Raw genomic sequence first — 23,564 nt, 5'->3', positions numbered from 1 at the left:
GATATGAAAAGGCACCGCTACACGGCGGTGCTATTTTCATTTTGAAATTTTGTCTTAGTCTTTCTTGCCGAAGTTCTTGGCGCTTCGCGTCAGGTAGGCAATGTACTCTGCATCTGTCATTTCGTTACCTGCGAAGAATGGTTCATCGTCCTTGTCTTCTTCAGGTTCTGCAGCCTTTTGAATGACAGGGGTTTCTTCTACATCGGGTTGGATGATGGGGGCTGCAGGTGCTTCCGGAGAGGTGCCGCCGTTACTGTAGAATTCCTGAGCCTTTTTCATGAATTCTGCAAATTCTTCGTCAGACATTTGCTTCTCGGAAGATGCCTCCTGCGTGGGGGCGGGGTCCTGAGTCGCTTCTCTTGCGGAAACGACTGTGGGGAGCTCTTCTTCCTCGTCATCGTCTGCGGAAGTTATGACCACAGGGGGAACGTCTTCGTCGTCATCATCGTTGTTGGAGGAGTAAACTGCGGGAAGTTCTTCTTCAAAAGATTCCTCGGTAGCAGAGAGTGTAGGGACTTCTGCGGAGATATCAACAGCTGGCTCTTCCTCAGTTGTCACTGCGGAATCTGCGGTGGGTTCTAGGTTAGAAACTTCGGTCGGAACGTTTTCTGCAGGAGGCTGGGCGCCTGCGGCTTGCTGTTCGGCAGCTTCATCTGCCTTCATCATCTCGGCGAAGGGATTTTCCTGAACGTCGGACATATCCACCTTACCTTCCAGCATGGCGGTAAGGTCATCTTCAGAAACGTTTCGGCCGCTTTCGGTCCACTGCACGGCTTCGCGCATGACGGCCGCCAGATCACCTACAGTCTGTTCCTTAGAGCGGGCCAGGGCCTGATTACGGATGGCCTCCACTAGGCCAGGTTTGACGTCCGGATCCTTACTGAAGAATACGGTTTCTCTTGCCATTTCATCGGCGTAGTCTGCGTTGTTCTTCTTGCGGTAAATCCAGATTGGTCCAAACAGTTCGCTCTGTCTAAAGACGATTTCGTCGGTCTTGATCATTTCCAGCATGGCCATGAAGGTCACAGCTGCCACAATTGGATGGGAATCGTTATCAAGCAGGTCTTCGAAGAGCGCGCGTCCATTTACACTGAGGAAGTTGTTAATGGCTTGCTGACGGTCCTGAATGGTCACGTAGTCCAGCTCAATATGATGGATTGTTTCGGAAATCTTTGTCTTGAGGCTCTTCTGGTAGGCTCGGAAAAGCTGCCAGATGTTTGCATCCGCCAAGGTTTCGTCGTCGGTCTGGGTCTTTTCCAGACGACCACGGGAATAGGTTCCGAAGTTTTCCCCTTCCATTTCCTGAAGGCCGCTGGCCACTTGCTTGAAACGCTGGTATTCCAACATTTCCTTCATGAGGGCTTCGCGGTCTTCGTTGTATTCCGCTTCCATTTCGGGATCACGTTCATCGGCGGGGAGTAGTTCCTGAACCTTCAATGCCATGAGGCGGCTTGCCATGGAAAGGAAGTCACCTGCCTTGGAAAGGTCCATACTGGTGGATTGACTATAGACGTTTACCCACTTGAGGAACTGGTCTGCAATTTCTGCAATGGAAATCTGTTCTAGAGGAACTTCTTTTTTCTGGACTAGATAAACCAGAAGATCCATGGGGCCGTTGAAGGCTCCAATGCGGACTTCGTATTCATCCTGTTCTAAAAGTTCCTGTTCCACTTCCATAGGTCACAAATGTAGAAAAAAACACCCAAGGCTTTTTCCTCAGGTGTTTTAGCAGATTCTGAAACGAGTTCAGAATGACGTTCTGGTTTATTCTACAGTCACGCTCTTTGCCAGATTGCGGGGCTGGTCCACATCGTTGCCGCGGAGGACTGCGATGTGGTATGCCATCAACTGCAGGGGAACGCAAGTAAGGATGGGCATCAACATGCTCAATGTCTTGGGAACCTTGATCAGATGGTCTGCGATTTCGTCCAGCGGGTGACAATCTTCGGTGGTGATGGCGATGACCTTGCCGCCACGAGCCTTGATTTCGCGAACGTTGCTGATGACCTTGTCGAAGAGGGCGTCCTTAGGTGCAATCACTACCACCGGCATGTTTTCGTCGATAAGGGCAATCGGTCCATGCTTCATTTCTGCAGCGGGATAACCTTCGGCGTGGATGTAGCTGATTTCCTTCAGCTTCAATGCGCCTTCCATCGCCACAGGGTAGTTGTAGTGACGACCTAGGTACAGGAAGTTTCCTGCCTTGGCATACTTCTGGGCAATGCCTGCAATCTGGTCGGAAAGCTTCAGGGTTTGTTCCAGAAGTTCCGGAAGTTCTTGCATGGACTTCACGATGTCCATACCGCTTTCGAAGCTGAGACGGCGCTGACGGCCCAACAGCAATGCAATCATGGCTAGAACAGTAACCTGGGAGGTAAATGCCTTAGTAGAGGCAACGCCAATTTCGGGACCTGCATGGAGGTAGACGCCACCGTCGCTTGTACGTGCAATGGTTGAACCCACTCCGTTACAGATGGCAAGAGCGGTTGCTCCCTTCTGCTGAGCTTCCTTCAAGGCGGCCAGTGTATCGGCGGTTTCACCGGACTGGGAAATGGCTAGGACCAAGGTGCCCGGCTTAATGATGGGATTGCGGTAACGGAATTCAGAAGCGTATTCCACTTCTACGGGAACCCCAGCCAGATCTTCAATCATGTATTCACCCACCATACCGGCGTAGTAGCTGGTACCGCAGGCTGTAATGATAATGCGGTTGATGTTACGCAGTTCCTTGATGTTGGTGTCCAGACCAGCAAGCTTTGCGTTACCTTCGGCAGCCAGGAGACGACCGCGCATTGTGTTGCGCAGTACTTCGGGCTGTTCAAAAATTTCTTTCAACATGAAGTGGGCGAAACCGCCCTTGGCAATGGAGTCTGCATCGAATTCCACATCCTGGACTTCGTGCTGCACCGGCTGACGCAGAATGTTTAGCAGGTTGTATCCATCGTTGTGGATTTCCACCACATCGTTGTCTTCCAGATAGACCACTTTCTGGGTGTGGCTGATAATTGCGGACACGTCACTAGCCAAGTAGAATTCATTCTGGCCAATGCCAAGAATCAGGGGACTTCCGCGGCGGGCACCAATCAAGGTGCCGGGACGTTCGCTGCAAATCACAGCAAGGCCGAATGTTCCTTCAATCAGGGAAAGAGCCTTAAGAACGGCGTCCTTCAGGTTGCCATTGTAATACTTGGCGATAAGATGGGCTACCACTTCTGTATCGGTTTCGGACTTGAATTGGATGCCATCGGCCTGGAGACGTTTCTTCAGTACGGCGTAGTTTTCGATAATGCCGTTATGGACAATGGAAATCTTGCCGTCAAAACTGGTGTGAGGGTGGGCATTCTGTTCGGTAGGAGCACCGTGGGTGGCCCAACGGGTGTGGGCAATACCCAGATTACCCACAGCTGGAGTTGCCTTCAGTTTTTCTTCCAGGGCTGAAATCTTGCCGGAAGCTCGAACTGTGGTAATTGTGTTTTCGTTCAAGATGGAAACGCCGGAACTATCGTAACCACGGTATTCGAGTTTCTTTAATCCGCCTACGAGGATTGGCAATGCTTCATTTTGACCGATGTAACCAACGATTCCGCACATAAAAATTCCTTGATTTACTTATTGAGGGCAATATATGAAAAACTTTTGGTAAAAAAGAGTTTATCCGTGCCTTTGGTATGGGATTTTTGTTATTTTTTCGGGAAACAAACAAAAATGGACATAAGTCTATAAAAAAAGGAATAAGAATGAACAAGAAATTGATTATTGCTGCAGGCGCTCTTGCTTTGGCTATGACCGGTTGCGATCAGTTCTGCCAGGGTGGTGCCGCTCAGACTAAGACTTCTTTGGTTACCGAAAAGGAAAAGTATAGCTACGCTCTCGGTGCTCACTTTGGTAACCAGGCTCACTTCCAGCTGGTCACTCGTGACTCTATTGATCTGGATGTGGATCTGTTCATTCAGGCTTTCAAGGAACGTTATAACGAAGATTCCACCAAGTACCTGATGGTTGACTCCGTCGTGTTTGAAACTCTCAATAATCTTTCTCAGTCTCGCCAGAAGGAAAAGGAAATGAAGGATAGCCTGGCTGCAGAAGCTAACAAGGCTGCCGGTGAAGCATTCCTTGCAAAGAACAAGACTGCTGAAGGCGTGATTACCACCGAAAGTGGTCTTCAGTACAAGGTAATTACCGAAGGTAATGCTGATGGTGCTACTCCTGCCGATGGCCACATCGTCAAGGTTCACTACACTGGTACTCTTCTGGACGGCACCAAGTTCGACAGCTCTGTTGACCGTGGCCAGCCTCTGGAATTCCCCATTGGCGCAGTGATTCCGGGTTGGACCGAAATGCTGAAGCTCATGAAGGTGGGCGAAAAGGTTACCGCATGGATTCCTAGCGACATCGCTTACGGTCCTCGTGGTCGTGGCCCGCAGATTCCGGGTAACAGCACTCTCGTGTTCGAAATGGAATTGATCGACACCCACGCTGCTGAAGAAGTTAAGCCTGCAGAACCTGCAAAGCCGGAAGTGAAGGCTGCTCCTAAGGCAGAAAAGAAGGCCCCTAAGAAGGCTGCTCCTGCTAAGGCTGAAACCGCAGCTCCTGCAGCTGCACCTGCCGCACCCGCTGCTCCCGCAGCTGCCGCAGCACAGTAAAGATTTCCTAGATTAGAAAAGTCTTTTCGAAAGTTCCCTGGAGACAATCCGGGGAATTTTTTTATTTTGTAAACTCCAACTTTACTTTTGCATTTTCTGTTGATATTTACTGAGGTGTTCATGGTGCGTAAGCTTGCCGTTTGTGCAATACTTGCTTTAATATTTACGGCCTGTAATGAAGAAAAGAAGATTGAATCCTTAAAAGCCGAGGGGCAGGTCCTGAAGGCTAAGGTGGATTCTCTACAGTCTGTTATTGAAAACACTCAGTTTGTGCCTGTGAATTGGGATATTGAAAACGATACCGTTCGTGCGGGTGATGGCTTATTCCAGGTTCTCTCCCGTATGCATATCAACCAGACGGAACGCGGGAAGATTGTCCTTGCCATGCAGGACAGTGTAGAACTTTCCGCCATGCGCGTGGGACAGGTCTTTTATGCGGCCATTGATTCTGCTGGCAGCGTCCAGCGTTTCAGATATGCGACCAATCCTGCTACAGTCCATATGTTGACCAAAACCGATGGAGGCTACGTTTACAGCAGATTGGATAAGCCTGTTGTTCGCAGATTGTCCATTTTCGAGGGAACTCTTGCTGCGGGCAGTACCTTGAATGGCACTCTTTTTAAGGTGGGTATTCCTGGCCGTATGGTGGGCATTGTCAGTGGAGTTCTCCAGTGTAAGGTAGCCTTCGCTCAGGCTCAGCCGGGAGATAGTTTCCGCATCCTTCTGGAGGAAACGTTCTATCAGGATTCTATCTGGATTTCCGGTAAGGTGGTATACGCAGAATTCAATGGCCGTGTGGTAGGACATCACGAGGCCTTCCGCTATGATGATGGAGATCCCAAGAGTTCCTTCAACACTCATTATACAGAAAAGGGTGAAGCACTGATTTTTGATGGACTTCGCTACCCTCTGGACCGCCTCCACATTACAAGCCCCTTCGGCTCTCGCATCCATCCTATTACCGGTCAGCGTAAGGCCCATCATGGTATTGACTACGGTGGAAATCCCGTTGGAACTCCGGTTTATGCTGTTGCAGAAGGAAACGTTACTGTATCTGGATATGACGAATTTAGCGGTAACAAGATTGCCATTCGTCATCGTGATAACTCTGAAAGCTGGTACATGCATCTCTCTACCCGCGGTGTGGGTGTGGGTACTCATGTGGCTGCACGTCAGGTTATTGGCCGCGTGGGTAATACGGGCCGCAGCACCGGTCCTCACCTTCACTTGGGCTTCAAGAACGAAAAGGGCGCCTGGATCAATCCTGCAAGCAAGACGATGATTGCGGCACCAAAGCTTACGGGTGAACGCCTTGCTCGTCTTCAGAAACAGGTAGTTGAAATTCGAAGTCAGATTGAAAAGACCTTGGCTGCTCCTGCGGTCAAGGCCAATGATACGACGGAAGTGATGGTCCGAATGATCAAACTTTAAACCTCCCTCTTAAATTTTTCCAGAAAAAAAAGTCCGACTTTATGTCGGACTTTTTGCTTTTTTATCACTGGCGAATTACTTCTTGTTGCGTAAGGCGCCGTTGAGAGATTTGTAGAATTCCTTCCTGTTCTTGGGGAAGAATCCTTCGCTGCTTGCAGGGCGAGCCTTCTTAAGGAAGTTGCCCGTATTTTCCTTTCCATACCCTGCAGTATGTTCAATCTTGAAAGGATCCTTAGCCAATTCCACAGCCTTTGCCAACTGTTCATCAGGATCTTCGATTTCAAAGTCCGGGGCGATGCCAAAGGTGTGGTAAACGTCTCCGTTCTTATCCATGGAACGAAGTCCGGTGATTAGGGCTAGACCGTTCTTGACGGTGGGTAGTAGGTACTGGCCGATTCCCTTACCGTAGGAGTTGAGGCCGACCACAGGAGATTTTCTGTTGACGGTCATTGCGGACAACAAGACTTCTGCACAGCTGGCGGAGGTGTCGCTGGACAGGAATACATAGTAACGGTCCTTGCCGATGCCATCTCTTGTTGCTGTGTAAGTGACGGTATCGAATACCTGGACGTAGTTAAATTTCCCATTCTTGAAGGTGGAATCCACGTTGGTTTCGATGTCGATGATAACCGTGTCTCCGTTGCTTAGCAATTCTGCAGAAATGCTGTTGCACTGATCAACGTCTCCGCCCGGATTATCGCGAAGGTCGATGATGGTTGCCTTGGCGCCTTCTGTTGCTCTAAGTGCTTCCTTGAATTCGGCATAGGTACCACTGTCGTTGACGGTTTTACTGGTGAATTCTGTAATGTGGATGACGGGAATGGAATCCTTGTAGCTGACGAAAACCGTAGGCACCTGATATTGGGCAATTTCGATTTTCATTGCTAGTGTGTCTTGTCCACGTTTTACTTCCACTGCGACGGAATCCCCTTCCTTGCCTGTCAGGAGAGTTTCAAGTGCCTTGGTGGAGCCGGGAACAGTGTTCTCGACGGTGAGCAAGGTGTCGTTTGCTTTTACCCCGGCTTTTTCTGCAGGGGATTTAGGATAGACCTGGGAAAATACCAGGGCGCCTTGGTCACCTGCGGCAACGGAATCGATCTCTGCACCGATACCTACCGCGGATTCAGATTCGTTCAGCATGGCGTACACGCGGCTTGCGTAATTGGGGTCGTAGTAACGGGTAAAACGATCCTGCATTTTAGAATACATGTAGCATACGTCGGTGTACCTAATTGTGCATGCGCTATATCCGTAACTATCTTGGAAGGGGGAGTTGTAGTAATCCTGGATATCCTCGCTCAGCTCGTTATCCAAGTGGGCGTAGAAGTAGTAGAAATTGAGTAACTCGTAGTTGTATTCAAGTTCGTCGGGAATTTGATTTTGGGAACTACTGGATCCTGCAACTTGTTCTCCTGCGGTAGTACTGGGGAGAATGATTCCCTCGTTGTCGCTATCCGAAGAGCATCCTACAAATGCTAATGCGGAAATAAGGCTTATGCCCAAAAGATTCTTTTTCATTTTAATACTCATTTGTTCCTCCCAATTTATAAATCCAAATAAGCTCCGCCCAATATATTCTTTTGACGAGAAATCGGTTGGATGTCTTCAGTGATGTGAGTTCCGATTTTTTCGAGAGATTTCTTTCCGTAAATTTTTTGGATAGCCTCAAGTGCGCATTGAACGGTCGCGCCGGATTCACAGGCGTAGTCTGGCTGGATTCCCTTCTTATGGTAAGAGTTTCCCTTGGGGGTAAGGAATTCCAGATTCGTAATGATTGCTAGCCCCTTGTCAATGGTACTCCATGTGGTTTGCCCGATGCCTTTTCCATAGCTGGCGGTTCCCACCACAGGGATGTCTGCGCCTTCTGCCACTGCTGCTGCAAAAATCTCTGAGCAGCTGGCGCTGGATTTGTTCAACAGAATAATAAAGGGCTTTCCTTCGCCAGCATCACCTGCTGAGGCTACGATGGTTTTTGTTTTCTTAATGGACTTTCCGTCGGGTTCAATGTCACGCCAGCTTCGAGTAGACAATTTTCCGCTCTTTACGAAAAGATCCGCCATGGCAACACACTGGTTGACGTGGCCTCCAGGATTGTCGCGAAGGTCCAAAACTCGGGGGACGTTGTCGTTGGGAAGCGATTCCAGAAGGCTCTTCAATTCACCATAGGATCCGTATTCCTTGTCCGCGGTAGTTTGTTTAAACCCTCGAATGATGATGAACTCGGTTTCGTTCAAAGTGTCCAGTAGTACAGTAGGAGCGTAGACATCCTCCTTGGTCAGGTCGAAATGAAGGGAGTCCCGTTTGTAGATGATGGTCAGGGAGATTTCCTTGTTCTGGGAAAGGACGGAGTCGTAAATGTCGTAGGCTCGTTCGCCCGTTAACTGGATACCGTTAACTTCGATAATGTTTCCATAGCGGGGAATACCTGCTCTGCCTGCTGGGCTGCTAGGGTACACCCTATAGACGAAGAGAGGGTACTCGGTGTCTCCCAAGTAGTATTCCATCCCCACATCGCCTGCCACGATACTGGTGTTCATACTGGTGGTTGCGGCCTCGCTCTTGGAGGGAGGAATATATCGGGTATAGGGATCGGATAGCAGACTGTAAAGCGCTTGGACGGAATCTCCTTCGGGATCCAGCGCTTCAAGCTCGTCTTCGAACAAATACTGCCGTTGCAAAAGCCAATAGTTATACTCGTACTCCGTTGGGGTAGGAGTGCTTTTTACGGGTTCAAAAAAATCGGAACAACTAAAGTGCAAAAAAGCGACGAAGAGAATCGCCGCTTTTAATGCAAGTTTTTGAAAAAACTTACTGGTCAATGTTGAGACCCTTCTTGTCCTGGAGGACGCGGGGGATGCCGACTTCCAGCGGATTTTCGATGACGGAGATGGTTTCCAGGCTGTCGCATTCTGCCAGGCTTTCGGGGAGGGTTGCCAACTGGTTGGCGTCCAGCACCAGTTCCTTCAACTTTTTCAGGTTGCTGAATTCGGAGGGGATGGCTCCCAGGCTGTTGCCGGAGACCATGAGAATTTCCAGGGATTCCAGATGTCCCAGTGCGGCGGGGATGCTGCTCAGGTCATTGTTATCCAGGTAGAGCTTCTTCAATTTCTTGAGCTTGCCCAGGGTGGCGGGAATTTCAGAGAGCATGTTGTCGTGGAGGGACAGCTTGGTCACGTTCACCCACTTGCCCACTTCGTTGGTCAGATCCAGAAGTTGGTTCTTGGCAATGTTCACGTTCTGGAGCTTGGTCAGCTTACCGACGGTGTCCGGAAGTTCGGACAGACTGTTGTAACCTAGGTACAGGTGTTCCAACTTGGTCAGTTCGCCAATGGCTTCGGGAAGTTCCATCAGGTCGTTTTCGCTAATGGAGAGTTTCTTCAGGTTTTTCAGTTTACCGATATCGTCGGGAATCTCCACCAGCATGTTGCGGTCGAGATTCAGCTCTTCCAGCTGGGTCAGTTCAAAAAGTTCCTGGGGAAGAATACGGATATTCTGCTGAGACAAGTCCAGGGTAGTGGCCTTGTCTGCCTTAGCTTTTGCAATGACGTCGAGCAAATTCATAGTAAAACTCCTATAGAAGTAATCATAGCTTTTTTAATTTGAAAAGAGATTGCGTATTGCTAAAAAACGTAAAAAAGGAAGTTTTGGTGCTCAAATGTTTATAAAAAGGGCGCTGTTTTGAAAAAAAAGTAGCTGGTTTTGACTTTTTTTGACTTTTTTATGCTCAAAGTCCCCTTTTTGAAGCTATTTTTAGGGGCGTAAATATATAGGTAATATAAAGGTATATAAAGTATACCCGATTTTTACCCATTTAGAAGCTGAGGAAAAAATGGAATTAACCAAATCACAGGAACGCCGTCTAGCTTTCGTCGCTAGTCTCTTGAGTCTCAATCCTAACGATCCTACTGATCGTATTAAGGCACTCCGGCACTTAAACCTGGATGAAAATGGTTGCTTCCATGGCTTCCAGTACTCCCAGGGCTATATGGAATTCTTCATCTTCCTGGATGAAGATACTCCCCTCGAAAAGGTTGTGGCTCACCTGAATGCCGACCTGAAGCAGCTCCAGATTGCTGTGTTCCGTACCAGCGATCCTACCAACCCGTTCTTCATGTCTCTCCGTGAAGAGGCTGATCCCTGGGCTGTGAATAAGATTAACGATGACGCTGAAGAAGAAGATTCCGATGCACCGGCAAGCCGCCCCTACATGGAAACTTTGGAAATCACTGTCCTCCGTACCCGCGCTAGCCGCGATATTACCGACTCCGAACTGGAACGTTCTCTTAAGGACATGCGCCGTAAGCTGACTCTCTGGAAGGACGAAGTCAAGGCTAAGCTTGAAATTTCTGCAGAACACGACGATTTGACCCGTGATTTCCGCTCCGCTGATGATAAGCTTGAAATTGTGATGGAATCCGAACCGCTGCACCTCACCAGCGATCACGGTGAATTGTTCCTCGGTTTCTGCCCCATCCGTACCATTTTTGACTACCATGTTGCTCTGGGCAAGCGCCTCAAGACTAAGCATAACATGGCTATCGTCAGCTCCAATATTCGTACTTACCTCGGTAACCTCACTCATACTAACGCTGCCCTCATTGATGCTTTCCAGACCATGGAACGCAATGATGACCAGAATGTGAACGTGGACGATTTCCCGTTCCTGCACAACGGTATGACCCTTACCGGTGATGACCTTCGCTTGAAGGATCGCGATGGTAAGAAGGTTCTGTTCATTGAACGTCCCAAGATTATTAACGGTGCTCAGTCCCTGTTCACCTACGAACAGTATGCTAAGAAGAGCAAGAAGCCGGTGAACCCCTATGTTCTCGTTAAGGTTGTGGTGCCCTATCCTGGTGCTGACAGCTTCCTGAACCAGGTGACCATGGCTAACAACCGTCAGAACCCTGTGTTCAGCTACCACCTGCGTGCTGCTGACGATCTGCAGTTCTTCATTTGGCAGCGTTACCAGGAAGAAGGCTTTACCTACGTTTATAAGGATGGCGTCCGTCTGAAGGCTCGTACTCGTAAGCTGGAAGTCCGCATGCGTCCGGAACTTGCAAAGACCCTGTTCATGATGGATGGCAAACTTTCTGAATGCCGTTCCTCCGACTGCATCTTCGACAAGGAAACTCTTTACCAGCGTTGCTTCGGCGCCTTCGTTCGCGTGGCTCCGGAAAAGGAACGCGATTTCGTTCGCAAGACCATCGCTTTCACCAAGGCTTGGCAGCTCCTTTCTCGCCTTCCCATCAAGATCCGTAAGGTGACCCCGGGTAAGGGCGTGTCCATCGAAGCTAACGACGATAATCCGCTGACCCGCATCACTTGGAACGGCCGTCTCGAAGACAAGTTCATCTTCCGCAGTGCCGTCAAGGACCTGGTTGTGGCTCTCGCCCTCAAGCACTGGCTCATCTACGGCGATCCTATCCAGGATTTCGACTGGCTGGTTGAAAACGAACTGAACTTCAATGAATCCATCCTGAAGTATGCCTCCAAGATCTATACCGACGACCTGAAGGGTATCTTGATTAGCGAATTCAAGGATAACTCCAACTACTACGACACCATTACCACCATCGACAAGGATAGCGGTGAATCTGTGGAACGTCGCCTGTGGAAGGGCTTCTCCAACACGGCTACCTACGAAAAGATGCTTGACCTTCTGTGCAAGAAGAACAAGCAGTGGGAAAAGTGCCGCGAAGGCATCGAAGCATTTATCTAATGAGAACGAGGAAGGCTTCGCCCTCCTCGAGCTCCTCCTTTCCCAAACGTTAGGATGTTGGAAGGCTTCGCCCTCCTCGAGCTCTTCCTTTCCCCAAACGTCGATCATCTTGGGGGCGAGAACTCTCGGACTATTTAAAGAAGACTCTGGCTGGTGCTTGGGTCTTTTTTGTGTGTTTTTGTGAGAAAATGGAGTGGGTGAGGTGTGAAACTTTAAAATTATGTCACATCTTGCTTATACGGATAAATTCGTACGATTCTTGTTGACCGCCTTTGTTGCTTTTTTTTATCTTTGGCGATGAAAATTACACAAGAAGGAGTTCGACATTATGTGGAACGAAAAACATTTGAACAGACTGAATGAGTACCTGAGCCAGTCTCAGGCTGCTGGTGGCGCTGCTCGTATTGATAAGCAGCATCAGTCCGGTAAGTACACTGCTCGCGAACGCATGGAAATGCTGTTTGATGCGGGCACTTTCGTGGAAGTTGGTGGCCTTCGTAAGTCCAGCAACCGCGTTCTTAAGGAAAGCAAGGTCATCCTGGGTGACGGCGTGGTTACCGGTTACGGCAAGGTGAATGGCCGTCTGGTTTTTGCTTCCTCTCAGGACTTTACCGTTGGCGGTGGCGCTCTTGGTCAGTGCCATGCTGAAAAGATTTGCCGCGTCATGGACATGGCTGTTGAAGCTGGCTGCCCGTTCGTCGCCATGAACGACTCCGGTGGAGCTCGTATTGACGAAGGCGTGTTCTCCCTGGCTGGCTATAGCGCTATCATGGCTCGTAACGTTTGGGCTTCTGGCGTGATTCCCCAGATTGCCGTGATCATGGGCCCCTGCGCTGGTGGTGCTTGCTATTCTCCGGCTCTGTCTGACTTTATTTTCATGACACAGTCTACTTCCCAGATGTTCCTCACTGGCCCCGCTGTTGTGAAGCAGGTCATGGGCGAAAACATCACCGCTGCTGAACTGGGTGGTGCTCCTGTTCATACCGCAAAGTCCGGTGTGGCTCACTTCATGTACCCCGATGACAAGCAGACTCTGGAAGGTGTCCGCAAGCTTCTCTCTTATTTGCCTCAGGGTAACAAGTGCAAGCCTATTCCCGCTGCAGAACAGATGGAAGAAAAGGCCGACGAATCCGGCATCAAGAAGCTTTTCAAGAAGTTCCTGAACAAGCAGGAAGCTACCTGCGAAGCTGCCGAAGACAAGAGCGCCACTATCCAGGATATCGTTCCGGATAACTACAAGCAGGCATACGACGTTAGCGCCGTGATCGCCGCTTTCGCTGATGCGGAAAGCTTCTTCGAAGTCCAGAAGGACTGGGGCAAGAACGTTGTGATCGGCTTTGCTCGCCTGAACGGTGAAGTCATCGGTATCGTGGCTAACCAGCCCAAGGTTCTGGCTGGTTCTCTGGATGTTGACGGCTCCTCTAAGGCTGGCCGCTTCGTTCGCTTCTGCGACGCTTTCAACATTCCTCTCCTTGCTCTCGTTGACGTTCCGGGTTACATGCCGGGCAGCAAGCAGGAATACTCCGGCATTATCCGTCATGGCGCTAAGCTCCTTTACGCCTTTGCCGAAGCTACCGTTCCTAAGGTTACCCTCATTCTCCGTAAGGCCTTCGGTGGTGCTTACATCGCCATGAACTCTAAGGACGTGGGCGCAGACTACGTGTTCGCCCTGCCTATTGCTCAGGTGGCTGTGATGGGTGCTGAAGGTGCTGTTGAAATCATCAACAAGAAGGAAATCACTGCTGCACCGGATCCGGTTGCCGCACGCGCCGCTTGCATCGCTAAGTACGAAGAAGAATTGATGAACCCCTACGTTGCCGCTGCTATGGGCGTGGTTGACGAAGTCATCAAGCCGGAAGACGTACGTAAGCGCCTTGTGACTGCCTTCGACGCTCTGAAGACCAAGGATCAGAAGCGCCTCTGGAAAAAGCACGCTAACATTCCGCTGTAATTTTAGAATAAATTAATATTTTAAAAAATTACGTGATTTTGGCCCTCGGTGAAAGCCGAGGGCTTTTTCGTTCTGTAAAAAAAGCTAATTTCCCGTAAATTCTAGTGGTTTATCTGTATTTATGCTGAATTTTTGAATTCAAAATTCAGTATTTTGTGGGGACTCCGCTGGAGAGTGACTATCAAGGTTTTTATTACGGCTTCTTTTTGTGTCTTTTGCTGATTTGAAATATTGGTTTTATGCTGTAGGTGTAGCTCTGACCGCTGGCTTTGCCTGGTCTCAGGGTGATACCACGTCTGTTGTTTCTGCATCCGATGCTGAGGTGGGCGATCCTGATCCCGCAGAAACGGAGTGGCAGCCTACTCTCCAGTACATTTCTCTACCGCCCTCTGTGAATCCGTTGAACGGAATGCTGCCCTTTGGTGGCATTGGCGCTAGCCCGCGCTTGATGAACGATTCCAGGGGACAGGTCTTTACTCATGATGTGGACGTTGCCACTCGTGAAATGGATGTTAGCGAGAAACGCATTAACTCGGTTTCCAGAGATACGATTCCTCTGTGGTCCGCTCATTATCCTGAATTGACGGATTATGTGGCTGACATGTATGATATTGGCCGTAAGGGACTGTGGCTTAATGGTCTGGTTGGTCAGGCTAACGATGGCTACGAAACACCTGAAACAGGTTCCGTATTCGACATTACCATCCCTGTAACCATGCCTGCCTGGATGCGAGATTTCGGCTTGGATAAGCCGAAGCTGATGCTTCAGGGTACCATGGATATCCGATTGAAGGGATACGGAGAAAAGGATGATGCCGAAGGCAGTACGAAAACTAGCCTGTGGCCCAGTCCGACGTTGGATTATACACCCAACTTCATGGTGAAGGGTAAGATTGGCCCGTACATTACCGTGGAAATCAATAACGTGGAACAGGGCCTTGGTGCCCAGAACCAGGTTCGCGTGGTGTATGAGGAATCCTATAAGGATGAATTTGAAGACTACATCCTTCAGCGTGTGGAAGCGGGTACTACCAATCTTGCCTTGACGGGTACGGAACTGACGGGTTATTCTGAAAACCACCAGGGCCTGTTCGGTATTAAGGCGGACTGGAAACTGGGGGACTGGCGTCTGACAACCATCGCATCTCAGGATGGTGGCTCCCAGGAAGAGTATTCCCTGAAGGCGAACGAATCCACTTCCGAATTCCAGATATTGGATAAACAGTTCGTTGCTTACCGCTATTACTTCCTGAATCAGGAAGTGAGGAAGAACTATATCAACGCTGGTATCGCTGGAAATTCTTCTCCCTCCTATAAGGCAACGAACCTGAAGCTTTACCGTCGTGCCGCAACTAACGCAACGACCAACGTCATTGAAAATGTGACTGTGGTCTATACGACGCCTTCACATAAGATTATTGAAAAACAGGTTGACCGCCTGATTGAAATTCCCAGCACGGAATACTCTTATGATTCTCGTACGGGTATTGTGAAGATTAATACGGCTAACCGCAATACCTTGATTGCCGCCAGCTGGAGCGAAGACTCGACTGGACGTGTTGGAACGACTGTGAACCACGGCTCCAAGGTGGTGCTGATCCAGTGGGATGCAACTCTTTCTGAATTGACGGATATTGATAAGCTGATGCTCCGCAATGTTTATAATATTGGCATTACGGACGCAAGTGCTTCCAACTTCGTTTTGCGCATGAAGAATAAGTCTGGCATTGCCAGTACTTATTTGAAAACTCTTGGCCTTGCAGATACCACCACAGGTACTCCTCTTGTCAATGACGCTACGATCTTTAAAAAGGATGCTTCTGGTAGCTATACTGGTGAAATGTGGCTGCCTTGTAAGGCTCTTGGTGATTACGACAAGTCTGCCAATATCTCGACGGAAAAGGCTCGCGAGAACTGCTTGGAACCGCTTCGCTTGCTGGATTCGACTGCAGCGATGGCTCAGCTCTATACGCTGCCCGTCTACAACTTGAACCGCTACACGAACCGATTCTATTTTGAATCTGTGGGTAAGCGTCGTAGTTCAACTTTAAGTGTCCGCGATCCCAGCTCCAGCTATGCTGTGAATGGTAGTTCCTGTATGGATATTTCTCCCGGTACCGAAAAGGTGACCGCCGGTTCTACTACCCTTATTCGCGGTACGGACTACGAAGTGAACTATGAACTGGGACAGATTGAACTTCTCAGTGAACGTGCTCTGGATCCCAACAAGGAAATTAAGGTTACCTTCGAATGCGAACCGCTGTTCGAAATCGATAACAAGCTTTTGCTTGGCGCTCGTGCGGAACTGCCCCTGGATCTGTATGGTTTGGGCGCTGGCTCTGTCTTTGGTATTACAGCTTTGTATAAGAGCCAGAGCACAACTGCAAAAACTCCTACTCTTGGTAATGAACCGTACTCCAGTGTCCTGTGGGGTATGAACCTTCGTCTGCAGGATACCATTCCTGCCCTGACGGAATTGGTGAATGCAATTCCTGGCATTAACGCTACGGCTCAGTCTTCCTGGAGATTTGAAGCTGAATTTGCTGCCAGCCGTCATAATGCAAATACCAGCGACGATGCTGAAGCTTTGGTGGAAGACTTCGAATCCACCACATCTGGTCTTACCTATTCCTTGTCTAGACTGTCCTGGTATCAGGCTTCTCCTCCGGGTGGTGATTCTACCAATATGTCTACTTATATCCCGAATCAGGATTATAAGCATAAGGGCGAATTCATTTGGCACAGCAACAATACGGAACTGTACAAGCATATCTATCCTGCTGTAGGAAACTCCGACGTAGATAACCAGCACTTGACGGTGTTGAAGATGACTCTGCGTGCGAACGACAACTTGTCCGGCAATTCCTGGGGCGGTGTCATGCGTCCCAATAGCGCCTATTATCAAGACATGAGCGATATGAAGTACATTGAAGTGGTCGCTCGCGGTAATGTGGGTTCCATCTATCTTGACTTGGGTCTTGTAAGCGAAGACTTGTCTATCAATGGCTATGCTCCTAACGGAAAGTATGACGGTGAAAATGACATCGGTACGACCATCGCCTTGCATGATAGAGGTCTGGATGACAAAACGGGTGATAATGAATCCCGCATTGATTGGGACTGCCGTTCTACAGAATGTATTCCTCATGAAAAGAATACTCTGAATACGGATGCATCCTCTAACGATATTGCCTTGGATAACTTCAATGACAATCTGGACGATGATAGCGATCCTCCCGTAAATATTAACGGTACGGAAAACAACTCTGGTGAACGCGCTTACGATACGGAAGACATTAACAAGAATGGTTCTCTGGATATGGACATTAGTTTTGTCCGCTATCGTGTAGACCTCTCCGATACGAACCTTCTGCATTTTGAAGAACTGCAAAATGGTTGGCGCAAGTGGCGTATTCCGCTGGACCAGTATGATACGATTGTTTCTGCAACGGGTAGCGACTATCGTGCGATTCTTGGTGAAGCTCAGTATACCAGAATGTGGATTGGCTCCCTGAATCGTGGCGTTTCCGAAGCGAAGGTTCAGGTGGCAAGTCTTGCTGTGGTGGGCAACTCCTGGGAAGAAACGACGGTTGCTGATTTCTATAAGACCAGCTCTTCTGAAAACTCCCAGATTGTAGAAGTGAATGGCGTGGAACAGACTGCATCTGTGGCTACCTCCACAAGAGATGCAACCTATGTTACTGTCTCTACTCTTAACAACCGTGAAAATTCCAAGACTTACCACAAGTCTCCCAATACCAAGACGGAACGTGATTCCGATACGAACGCTCCCTTGAAGGAAACTGCTCTTGTACTGGATTATAAGGACATGAGCCCTGGTCAGGAAGTGGGCGTGACTCGCATTTTTGATACGGATAAGAAGGATTTCTCCAGTTACAAGTCCATCAAGATGGAAATCCACTATGTAACGAAGAAAACAATGGAAAAGGCTCCTGTCCGATTTGCATTGCAGTTCGGTGACGGTTCTCTTGAAGGTTCTTCCGACTATTACGAATGGAGCTTCCGCCCGGCAGTTCTTGATTCAACTTGCAGCCCTCGCATTCAGGATTGCCATGAAGAAAACTGGCTGGACAACGCCTTCGCCATGAATATTTCTGATTTCTCCGACTTGAAGCGTGGCCGTCGTCCGCCTTACATCAATGCGGTGGAAAAGGACCTGGGTGGAGATCGCGAAGAAAAGATTCGCCTGGTGGGTAATCCCTCTGTCTCTAGCATTGACTGGATTCGCTTTGTCATTATTGCGGATTCCTCTGCTTCTGCTGATGATCTGGAAGGTACGTTCTGGCTTGACGACCTGCGTCTTTCTGATATGGATACGGACTGGGGTTATGCTGCTCGTGTTGGCGGGCAGGTGAACTTCTCTGACTTTATTTCCCTTTCTGGTACGGTTCGTTATCAGGATGGTTCCTTCGCGACCCTTTCTACTTCCAACGGATCTCCAAAGCCGAAAATTTCTGAAGCAGCCTCCCAGCTGGATATTGCTGGTGACTTCACGATGAACTTGAATAAGTTCCTGGATGATAGCGCTGGATTCCATATTCCGCTTTCTTTAGGCTATCATAGCTCTACGAAACGCCCCTACATGAAGCCCACTGATGATTTGCTCCTGGATAAGAGTAACTTCGGCGAAATGACCAGCGACATGTTCCAGAACGAATTGAAGGTGGATTCCAAGACTCGTGAACAGGAACTTCGTGATAGCGCAAAATCCAAGGGCTATCAGTCTTATGTTCGTGAAAAGAGTTTTGGCATTAGCTATCGCAAGGATTACAAGGCTAGCGAATCCAAGGTGGGAGAGGTCCTTTCCCAGATGTTCCTGGAAAGACCTGCATTTAGCTATTCCTATCATGAATCCGAAGGCAGATCTACTACTGCAGCCGACTCCTCTTATTCCTATCACACGATCTTGGAATATAAGCTGGGTACCTTCAGCATGTTCAAGCTGAAACCCTTCAGTAGTTTGGCTAAGTATGGTTGGGCAAAGGAATTGGCTAAGACGGAATTTGAACCTTGGCCCCAGACTTTGGACTTGACTCTGTTCGACTTCAATTATGTTCGCTACGTGAACCAGAGCCGCGATCCGGATTATGTGGATCCGCAGGTGGACAAGGTGGTGACCTATACCACTGAACTGAACCACAAGCTGAACATGCGCTGGAACATCCTTTCCTTCCTGTCTGTGAACTACGGTATCAACGTAAAGCGTGATATGTATGGTGGTGGAGATCGTGAAGGCTTTACAAAGGAAAACTTCTTCAGTTCTGGAGAAGGCGGCCTCTTCGCAAAGGGTTATGTCTTTGACTTTGACCATTCTGATCGCAAGGTGTACGTTTCTCCCGACAGCGTTGTGGCTATTCCTTATGATACCATTCCTAAGGTTAATGCTGATGGCCAGGAAATGACCATCGACATGCAGAATCCGGATTCCTATGAGATTCTGTATGATAGCACCACTTTCTATAAGGTGGATAGCGTAGGCCGTCGTGAATATGGTCGTTCTTATGGTATTCTCCGTAACGAACGCGCCCGTTCCCAGCAGTTTAGAATTGCATTCAACCCCAGGTTGATTCCATTTATTCCCTTTACCACTTCCTTCAGCTCTGATTTGAATCAGCAGAAGACAATTCCCAATGATTATGACTTTATGGATGAGTCTAGCATTGAAAAGAACTTCTGGACCATTTCTCAGACCAACCGCTTTGAGTTTAACCCCACTTTGAAGGTTCTGGACTTGGTGAGAAACTTCGGTAAGGAATCCGCACCTGCCAAGGCTCTTGAAAAGATCAAGTGGCGTGAAATTAAATTCAACTGGTCTGCAAGTACAAATACGGTGGGTGAAAACTTTACCCTGTCTCAGCTTTATGAAGATCAGGGTGTGACTCCGCTGCAGTACTATCTGTATGGTTTAGGACTTGGTAACGGTTATCGCAATCGCGGTTTCTGGAACATTGTTTCCGGTGATATGGGATTGGATGATCGTGACGATTACAGAGGCTTTGCTCAGTATCGTAGCCATAATGTGGATACTCTTGTCTATCAGGGCAACTTCCGTCACTCTGTATCTAGAAACTTCCAGGTGTCCAGTGGTATTACCCTGCCTATTTGGGATATTGGTCTTACCGGCGATTTACAGTGGAAGCAGGACTTCTCCCAGTCTCGTGAATATCCGCTGTATACGGATACCACGACGGTATGGCCGAAGATTGGTGTAGGTGTTACTATTCCCAACTTCTCCCAGCGTGTGTCTTTCTTGAACAGTTTCCGCAGCGTTTCTACCACCCATCGCTTTGAGTATACCAAGACCACTACGGTTCATCCCTTCCAGAGTGCTGAAGACTCCTGGGGACATGCCATCAACTTCAACCCGCTGGTTCGCATTTCCTTCTTGCTGCAGAATAACATGCGCATCGAAAACAGCGTTCGCATGAAGATTGAATCTACGGATCGTCGCCCGAAGGAAGAAGTGATTGGTGTTACCTCCTGGCCGGATTCTTCTCGCGCAGGCAAGGACACGACGGATTACTTCTGGGAAACTCCCTGGATTCCTACATCCCTGTATAATGACTTTGCCTTCAACATTGGCGATGACATTACCATTACTTACCCGCTGAAGATAGACAAGGTGGTAAAGCTGTGGCGTTGGTTCTACAAGTTCAAGAATAGCATTGACTTGAAGTTTACCGCCGGTTACGACTACAAGAAGACAATCCGCAAACAGTACGATCCTGATGAAGGCTACGATAAGTGGAACAAGAAACGTGGTACGGATGGTGTATTCAAACAGTGGACTTACGTGTCACCTACCACAGGCAAGAAGGAAGAGGCTACGGTCTATAGTCCTGAACTTCACCTGACTGAACGTACGGTCCCCTCTAGAACTCATGAATGGTTCCTGAGACCTAGCGCAAGTTATCAGTTCAATAAGATGGCTTCCATGAGTTCCTTCATTGAATACCGTCAGATTCACGAAAAGCTGGATGACGAAACGCCTCACCTGAGACAGATTCTACAATTCGAAATCGCCTTGATGCTGAGATTCAACTAACGAAAGAAAAAAAGCACGGTATTCACCGTGCTTTTCTCATATCCAGGATTCTTCGCGTCATACTGATGCTCGGAATGACGGAATGTATTTAATGCTCGGAATGACGAAGGATTTACTTGATGACGCCTACATCTTTCTTGTGGACGAAACCCTTGATGCGATCTCCAAGCTTGATTTCAAGGAATTGGCCTTGTTCGGATAGAACTTCAAAGGAGGTTCCTTCGGAAAGGGTATTCAAGGTTTGAGACTTGTGGTCCGGAGCGCTGGTCACATCTGCGTCTGCTGCGGTGACGACACCGATGGCTTCCGTTTCTGCAATGAAAATCTTGTAGCCTGCGCTTGCTCCAGTAATGCAGAAGGCGAATACCAGAATGAAGGATGATCCCACCAGAATGTTGCGGGTCTTTTCGTTACCAGTCAGGCGTCTTGCGATGGCGAAAATCACGAAGCACCAGAACAGCCCCAGAAGGATGAATAGCTGAACCTTCAGGGAAAGGGCGTGGTGAATCTTGAAGAGCCCGGAGAGAAGCGGGTTTTCCTCCTCGTCTTCTTCCACCTTGTCCTTGGTCATGGCGGTGGCGAATCCCAGATTGTGCTGGATGTCCGGATCGTTGGGACGAAGTCTCAGGGCGGATTTATAGTAGTAGACTGCAAATCCCAGCTTACCATTTCTAAAATAGGCGTTGCCCAGATTGTAGTATAAGTCCGGATCTTCCATGCCGTTGTCGACACAGGTACGCCATTCGTCGATGGCTCTTTCGTAGTCTTTTTCGTTATAGGCCTTTTCGCCTGCGGCAACGCCTGCACAACTTTCATTTGCGAAGGCGGCGCTACTCATCATGGCGACGGCTGCAACTAGAATCCAAATCATTTTCTTCATATTCAAAACTCTTGACTTAAATCTTCAGGCTTTCGCAAAGTTTTTCCACATCGCTTAACATCTGGCTCTGTTCACTAGCGGAAGGATTGACGGGGGCGAATCTTGCGAATGCGCACTTCTCCAGCCAGCTGTCGATGGAGGCGATGGTTTCTTCCTTGACGCCTCTGGATTTCAGGTCGGCCTTCATCTGGTCGCGGGTCATGCCCTTATATTCCTGGTTGGTCAAGTCGCTGAGGTAATCTACCAGACCGTTTTCCAATGCTGCATAAAGAGCCTTGGCGTCTCCCTTGGAGAGCGCTTCCTTGGCCTTGGCGAAGCGCTGCTTGAGCATCTTGTTGGCCTGGTTCTTGCGGACCAGTGCGGTATTGCTATTACGCTTGCGCTTGCTACGTACGGTGAATACTACGGCGAAGTAAGCGGGGATTGCTGCTAGGAATGCAATCCAGTACCAGAGTTCCTTGTAAGGAGCCTTGTTGGCGGAAATGCCTTTTATGGAATGGATAAAGCGGATGTCGGAGCCCAGGGCTTCAATTTCCTTTTTCTGCACGGCGGGTGGGCCGCCTGCAGGGCTTGCTGCAACTTGAGGCTGGAAGATGGCGTCGGCAGTAGGAGTTTCACCCTTTTCAACTACAATGTTCCAGGGGCCTTCTGTTGTAGTTTCATATTTCTTCTTGGCGGGATTGAACCAGCTGTAAGAAATGGCGGGGATGGTGAATTCCCCCTTCTTCTTGGGGTAGAGGAAAATGCTGGTGGTCTTGGTGGTAACCACCTTCTGTCCAGAAATTTTCTTGGTAATGTTGTTTTCGGGAGGGACAGCGCGGAAGTCGCTAAAGTCGGGAAGCTTGGGGTCCGTGATGGTGCCCGGAGTTCCGTCACCCTTCAGGGTAATGGTCAGGGTCATGGCTTCGCCCACCTTCAGGTTGGTCTTGTCCAGCTCTGCCTTAAAGCTGTAGTTACCTACCATGCCGCTAAAGTCTGCGGGCTTGCCTTCGGTAGGCAAAGGCTTTACGGTAATCTTGATGGGCTGGGATGCGGTTTCCGTATCGACGGGTTCCTGCTTTACTGTTCTGCTGGAGAAGGACATACCTCCCATCTGCTTCTTTTCTTCTACAACCTTAGGTTCACCGACCTTGGTGTACTTGAACTTGAAGGGCGGAATCTGGAGGTTGCCGCTCTTGGTGGGGCTTAACCAGGCGAACTTGAAGCTTGCTTCTCTTTCACGAGGATTGCCTTCTACGGGGCTCCATTCGATGGTGTTCATTTCGTTGCGGTGGACAATAAAGTCGTTACCTGTGCTCATATCCAGAGCCTGCAGGTTGCCTGCGAAATGTTCATAGGCGTGGAAACCCAGGTTCAAGTAAATCTGTTCACCTTCGTAGATGGTGGTCTTGTTTGGCTTTAGAGAGATGGCCAGAGCGTCGTCGTTATAGGAACGCTGTAAGCTGACAGCGATGTCTCCGGTGATGTTCACCTTCTGACCATTGATGGTCATAAAAATGGTGCCGGAATTGATTCGTCCTGTTTTTTTCGGTGCCTTAAGAGTGAACGTGTAAACGCGGGCCTTGTAACTGCCTCGGCTGTGCCTACCACCAAAGAAATCTTCAAAGGGATCGGATTGCTGGCGGATGACCTGGTCTGCACTATCCAACTTTACGAGGGAAAAACCATTCTGGGTTTCAAACTGCAGGTCACTGTGATCTTCGGGTAAGTCCTGCAGGGGGAAAATAAGCTGGACGCCAAAAGTATTGCCCATCTCAATACGATCCCTGTCAAACTGCAGGGACGGACGGGCGTAAGTCATGGCTGCAAGAGCCATACAAGCTGTCAACAATTTTTTCATGGCCTAAAAATACCAAATTTTTAGGCGCGAG

At 49.0% G+C, this 23,564-nt stretch carries 12 protein-coding genes; 5 read left to right on the top strand and 7 right to left on the bottom strand.

The features are described from left to right. Positions 1–54: 54 nt before the first annotated feature. Entirely contained in the window at positions 55–1,677 is a 1,623-nt protein-coding gene (locus BUB59_RS07340) for a segregation/condensation protein A (RefSeq protein ID WP_073227847.1), read from the bottom strand. A gap of 87 nt (positions 1,678–1,764) precedes the next feature. Then, a complete protein-coding gene (gene glmS, locus BUB59_RS07335) occupies positions 1,765–3,591 on the bottom strand; it encodes a glutamine--fructose-6-phosphate transaminase (isomerizing) (RefSeq protein WP_073227844.1) in 1,827 nt (608 codons plus the stop codon). A 146-nt stretch (positions 3,592–3,737) separates the two neighbouring features. On the opposite strand from glmS, the gene BUB59_RS07330 reads away from it, so the two are divergent. Continuing rightward, positions 3,738–4,643 carry an FKBP-type peptidyl-prolyl cis-trans isomerase gene (locus BUB59_RS07330; protein WP_083540226.1) on the top strand — a complete coding sequence of 302 codons (906 nt, stop codon included), beginning with the start codon at positions 3,738–3,740 and terminating at the stop codon, positions 4,641–4,643. A 120-nt stretch (positions 4,644–4,763) separates the two neighbouring features. Next, a complete protein-coding gene (locus tag BUB59_RS07325) occupies positions 4,764–6,074 on the top strand; it encodes a M23 family metallopeptidase (RefSeq protein WP_073227841.1) in 1,311 nt (436 codons plus the stop codon). A 75-nt stretch (positions 6,075–6,149) separates the two neighbouring features. On the opposite strand, the gene BUB59_RS07320 is transcribed toward BUB59_RS07325, so the two are convergent. The 3 genes from BUB59_RS07320 to BUB59_RS07310 all read right to left on the bottom strand — a co-directional run bounded on the left by BUB59_RS07320 (position 6,150) and on the right by BUB59_RS07310 (position 9,635). Next, positions 6,150–7,592, bottom strand: coding sequence for a S41 family peptidase (locus BUB59_RS07320; RefSeq protein WP_159433343.1), 1,443 nt, complete (start codon positions 7,590–7,592; stop codon positions 6,150–6,152). Between the two features lie 26 nt (positions 7,593–7,618). Beyond that, positions 7,619–8,752 (bottom strand): S41 family peptidase, encoded by a 1,134-nt coding sequence (locus BUB59_RS07315; protein ID WP_143160274.1) that lies wholly within the window; start codon positions 8,750–8,752, stop codon positions 7,619–7,621. Between the two features lie 130 nt (positions 8,753–8,882). Continuing rightward, positions 8,883–9,635: a leucine-rich repeat domain-containing protein gene (locus BUB59_RS07310; protein ID WP_073227833.1), complete on the bottom strand. Its 753-nt coding sequence runs from the start codon at positions 9,633–9,635 to the stop codon at positions 8,883–8,885. 268 nt (positions 9,636–9,903) lie between these two features. Between BUB59_RS07310 and BUB59_RS07305 the strand changes: the two genes are divergently transcribed. The 3 genes from BUB59_RS07305 to sprA all read left to right on the top strand — a co-directional run bounded on the left by BUB59_RS07305 (position 9,904) and on the right by sprA (position 20,813). Then, entirely contained in the window at positions 9,904–11,796 is a 1,893-nt protein-coding gene (locus BUB59_RS07305; protein ID WP_073227830.1) for an AIPR family protein, read from the top strand. 328 nt (positions 11,797–12,124) lie between these two features. Further along, positions 12,125–13,747, top strand: coding sequence for an acyl-CoA carboxylase subunit beta (locus BUB59_RS07300; RefSeq protein ID WP_073227829.1), 1,623 nt, complete (start codon positions 12,125–12,127; stop codon positions 13,745–13,747). Between the two features lie 223 nt (positions 13,748–13,970). After that, positions 13,971–20,813: a T9SS outer membrane translocon Sov/SprA gene (sprA, locus tag BUB59_RS07295; RefSeq protein ID WP_234979990.1), complete on the top strand. Its 6,843-nt coding sequence runs from the start codon at positions 13,971–13,973 to the stop codon at positions 20,811–20,813. Between the two features lie 112 nt (positions 20,814–20,925). Here the strand turns inward: sprA and BUB59_RS07290 are convergent, their stop codons facing one another. Both BUB59_RS07290 and BUB59_RS07285 read right to left on the bottom strand, forming a co-directional pair. Further along, complete coding sequence (locus tag BUB59_RS07290) at positions 20,926–21,693, bottom strand: tetratricopeptide repeat protein (protein WP_073227827.1); 768 nt, start codon at positions 21,691–21,693, stop codon at positions 20,926–20,928. A 16-nt stretch (positions 21,694–21,709) separates the two neighbouring features. Beyond that, the gene (locus tag BUB59_RS07285) at positions 21,710–23,533 is read right to left on the bottom strand and encodes a BatD family protein (protein ID WP_073227825.1); all 1,824 of its coding nucleotides are present in this window, start codon (positions 23,531–23,533) and stop codon (positions 21,710–21,712) included. Positions 23,534–23,564: the final 31 nt, after the last annotated feature.

The organism is Fibrobacter sp. UWEL, assembly GCF_900142535.1.
In the GTDB taxonomy this organism is placed as follows: Bacteria; Fibrobacterota; Fibrobacteria; order Fibrobacterales; family Fibrobacteraceae; genus Fibrobacter.
The sequence above is the reverse complement of the archived record's forward strand: the minus strand, read 5'-3'. Positions and strand labels throughout refer to the sequence as shown.

Excerpts from the sequence above, each read along its gene's own strand:
- BUB59_RS07340 (WP_073227847.1), bottom strand. The coding sequence starts at position 1,677 with ATGGAAGTGGAACAGGAACTTTTAGAACAGGATGAATACGAAGTCCGC.
- glmS (WP_073227844.1), bottom strand. The coding sequence starts at position 3,591 with ATGTGCGGAATCGTTGGTTACATCGGTCAAAATGAAGCATTGCCAATC.
- BUB59_RS07330 (WP_083540226.1), top strand. The coding sequence starts at position 3,738 with ATGAACAAGAAATTGATTATTGCTGCAGGCGCTCTTGCTTTGGCTATG.
- BUB59_RS07325 (WP_073227841.1), top strand. The coding sequence starts at position 4,764 with ATGGTGCGTAAGCTTGCCGTTTGTGCAATACTTGCTTTAATATTTACG.
- BUB59_RS07320 (WP_159433343.1), bottom strand. The coding sequence starts at position 7,592 with ATGAAAAAGAATCTTTTGGGCATAAGCCTTATTTCCGCATTAGCATTT.
- BUB59_RS07310 (WP_073227833.1), bottom strand. The coding sequence starts at position 9,635 with ATGAATTTGCTCGACGTCATTGCAAAAGCTAAGGCAGACAAGGCCACT.
- BUB59_RS07305 (WP_073227830.1), top strand. The coding sequence starts at position 9,904 with ATGGAATTAACCAAATCACAGGAACGCCGTCTAGCTTTCGTCGCTAGT.
- BUB59_RS07300 (WP_073227829.1), top strand. The coding sequence starts at position 12,125 with ATGTGGAACGAAAAACATTTGAACAGACTGAATGAGTACCTGAGCCAG.
- BUB59_RS07290 (WP_073227827.1), bottom strand. The coding sequence starts at position 21,693 with ATGAAGAAAATGATTTGGATTCTAGTTGCAGCCGTCGCCATGATGAGT.
- BUB59_RS07285 (WP_073227825.1), bottom strand. The coding sequence starts at position 23,533 with ATGAAAAAATTGTTGACAGCTTGTATGGCTCTTGCAGCCATGACTTAC.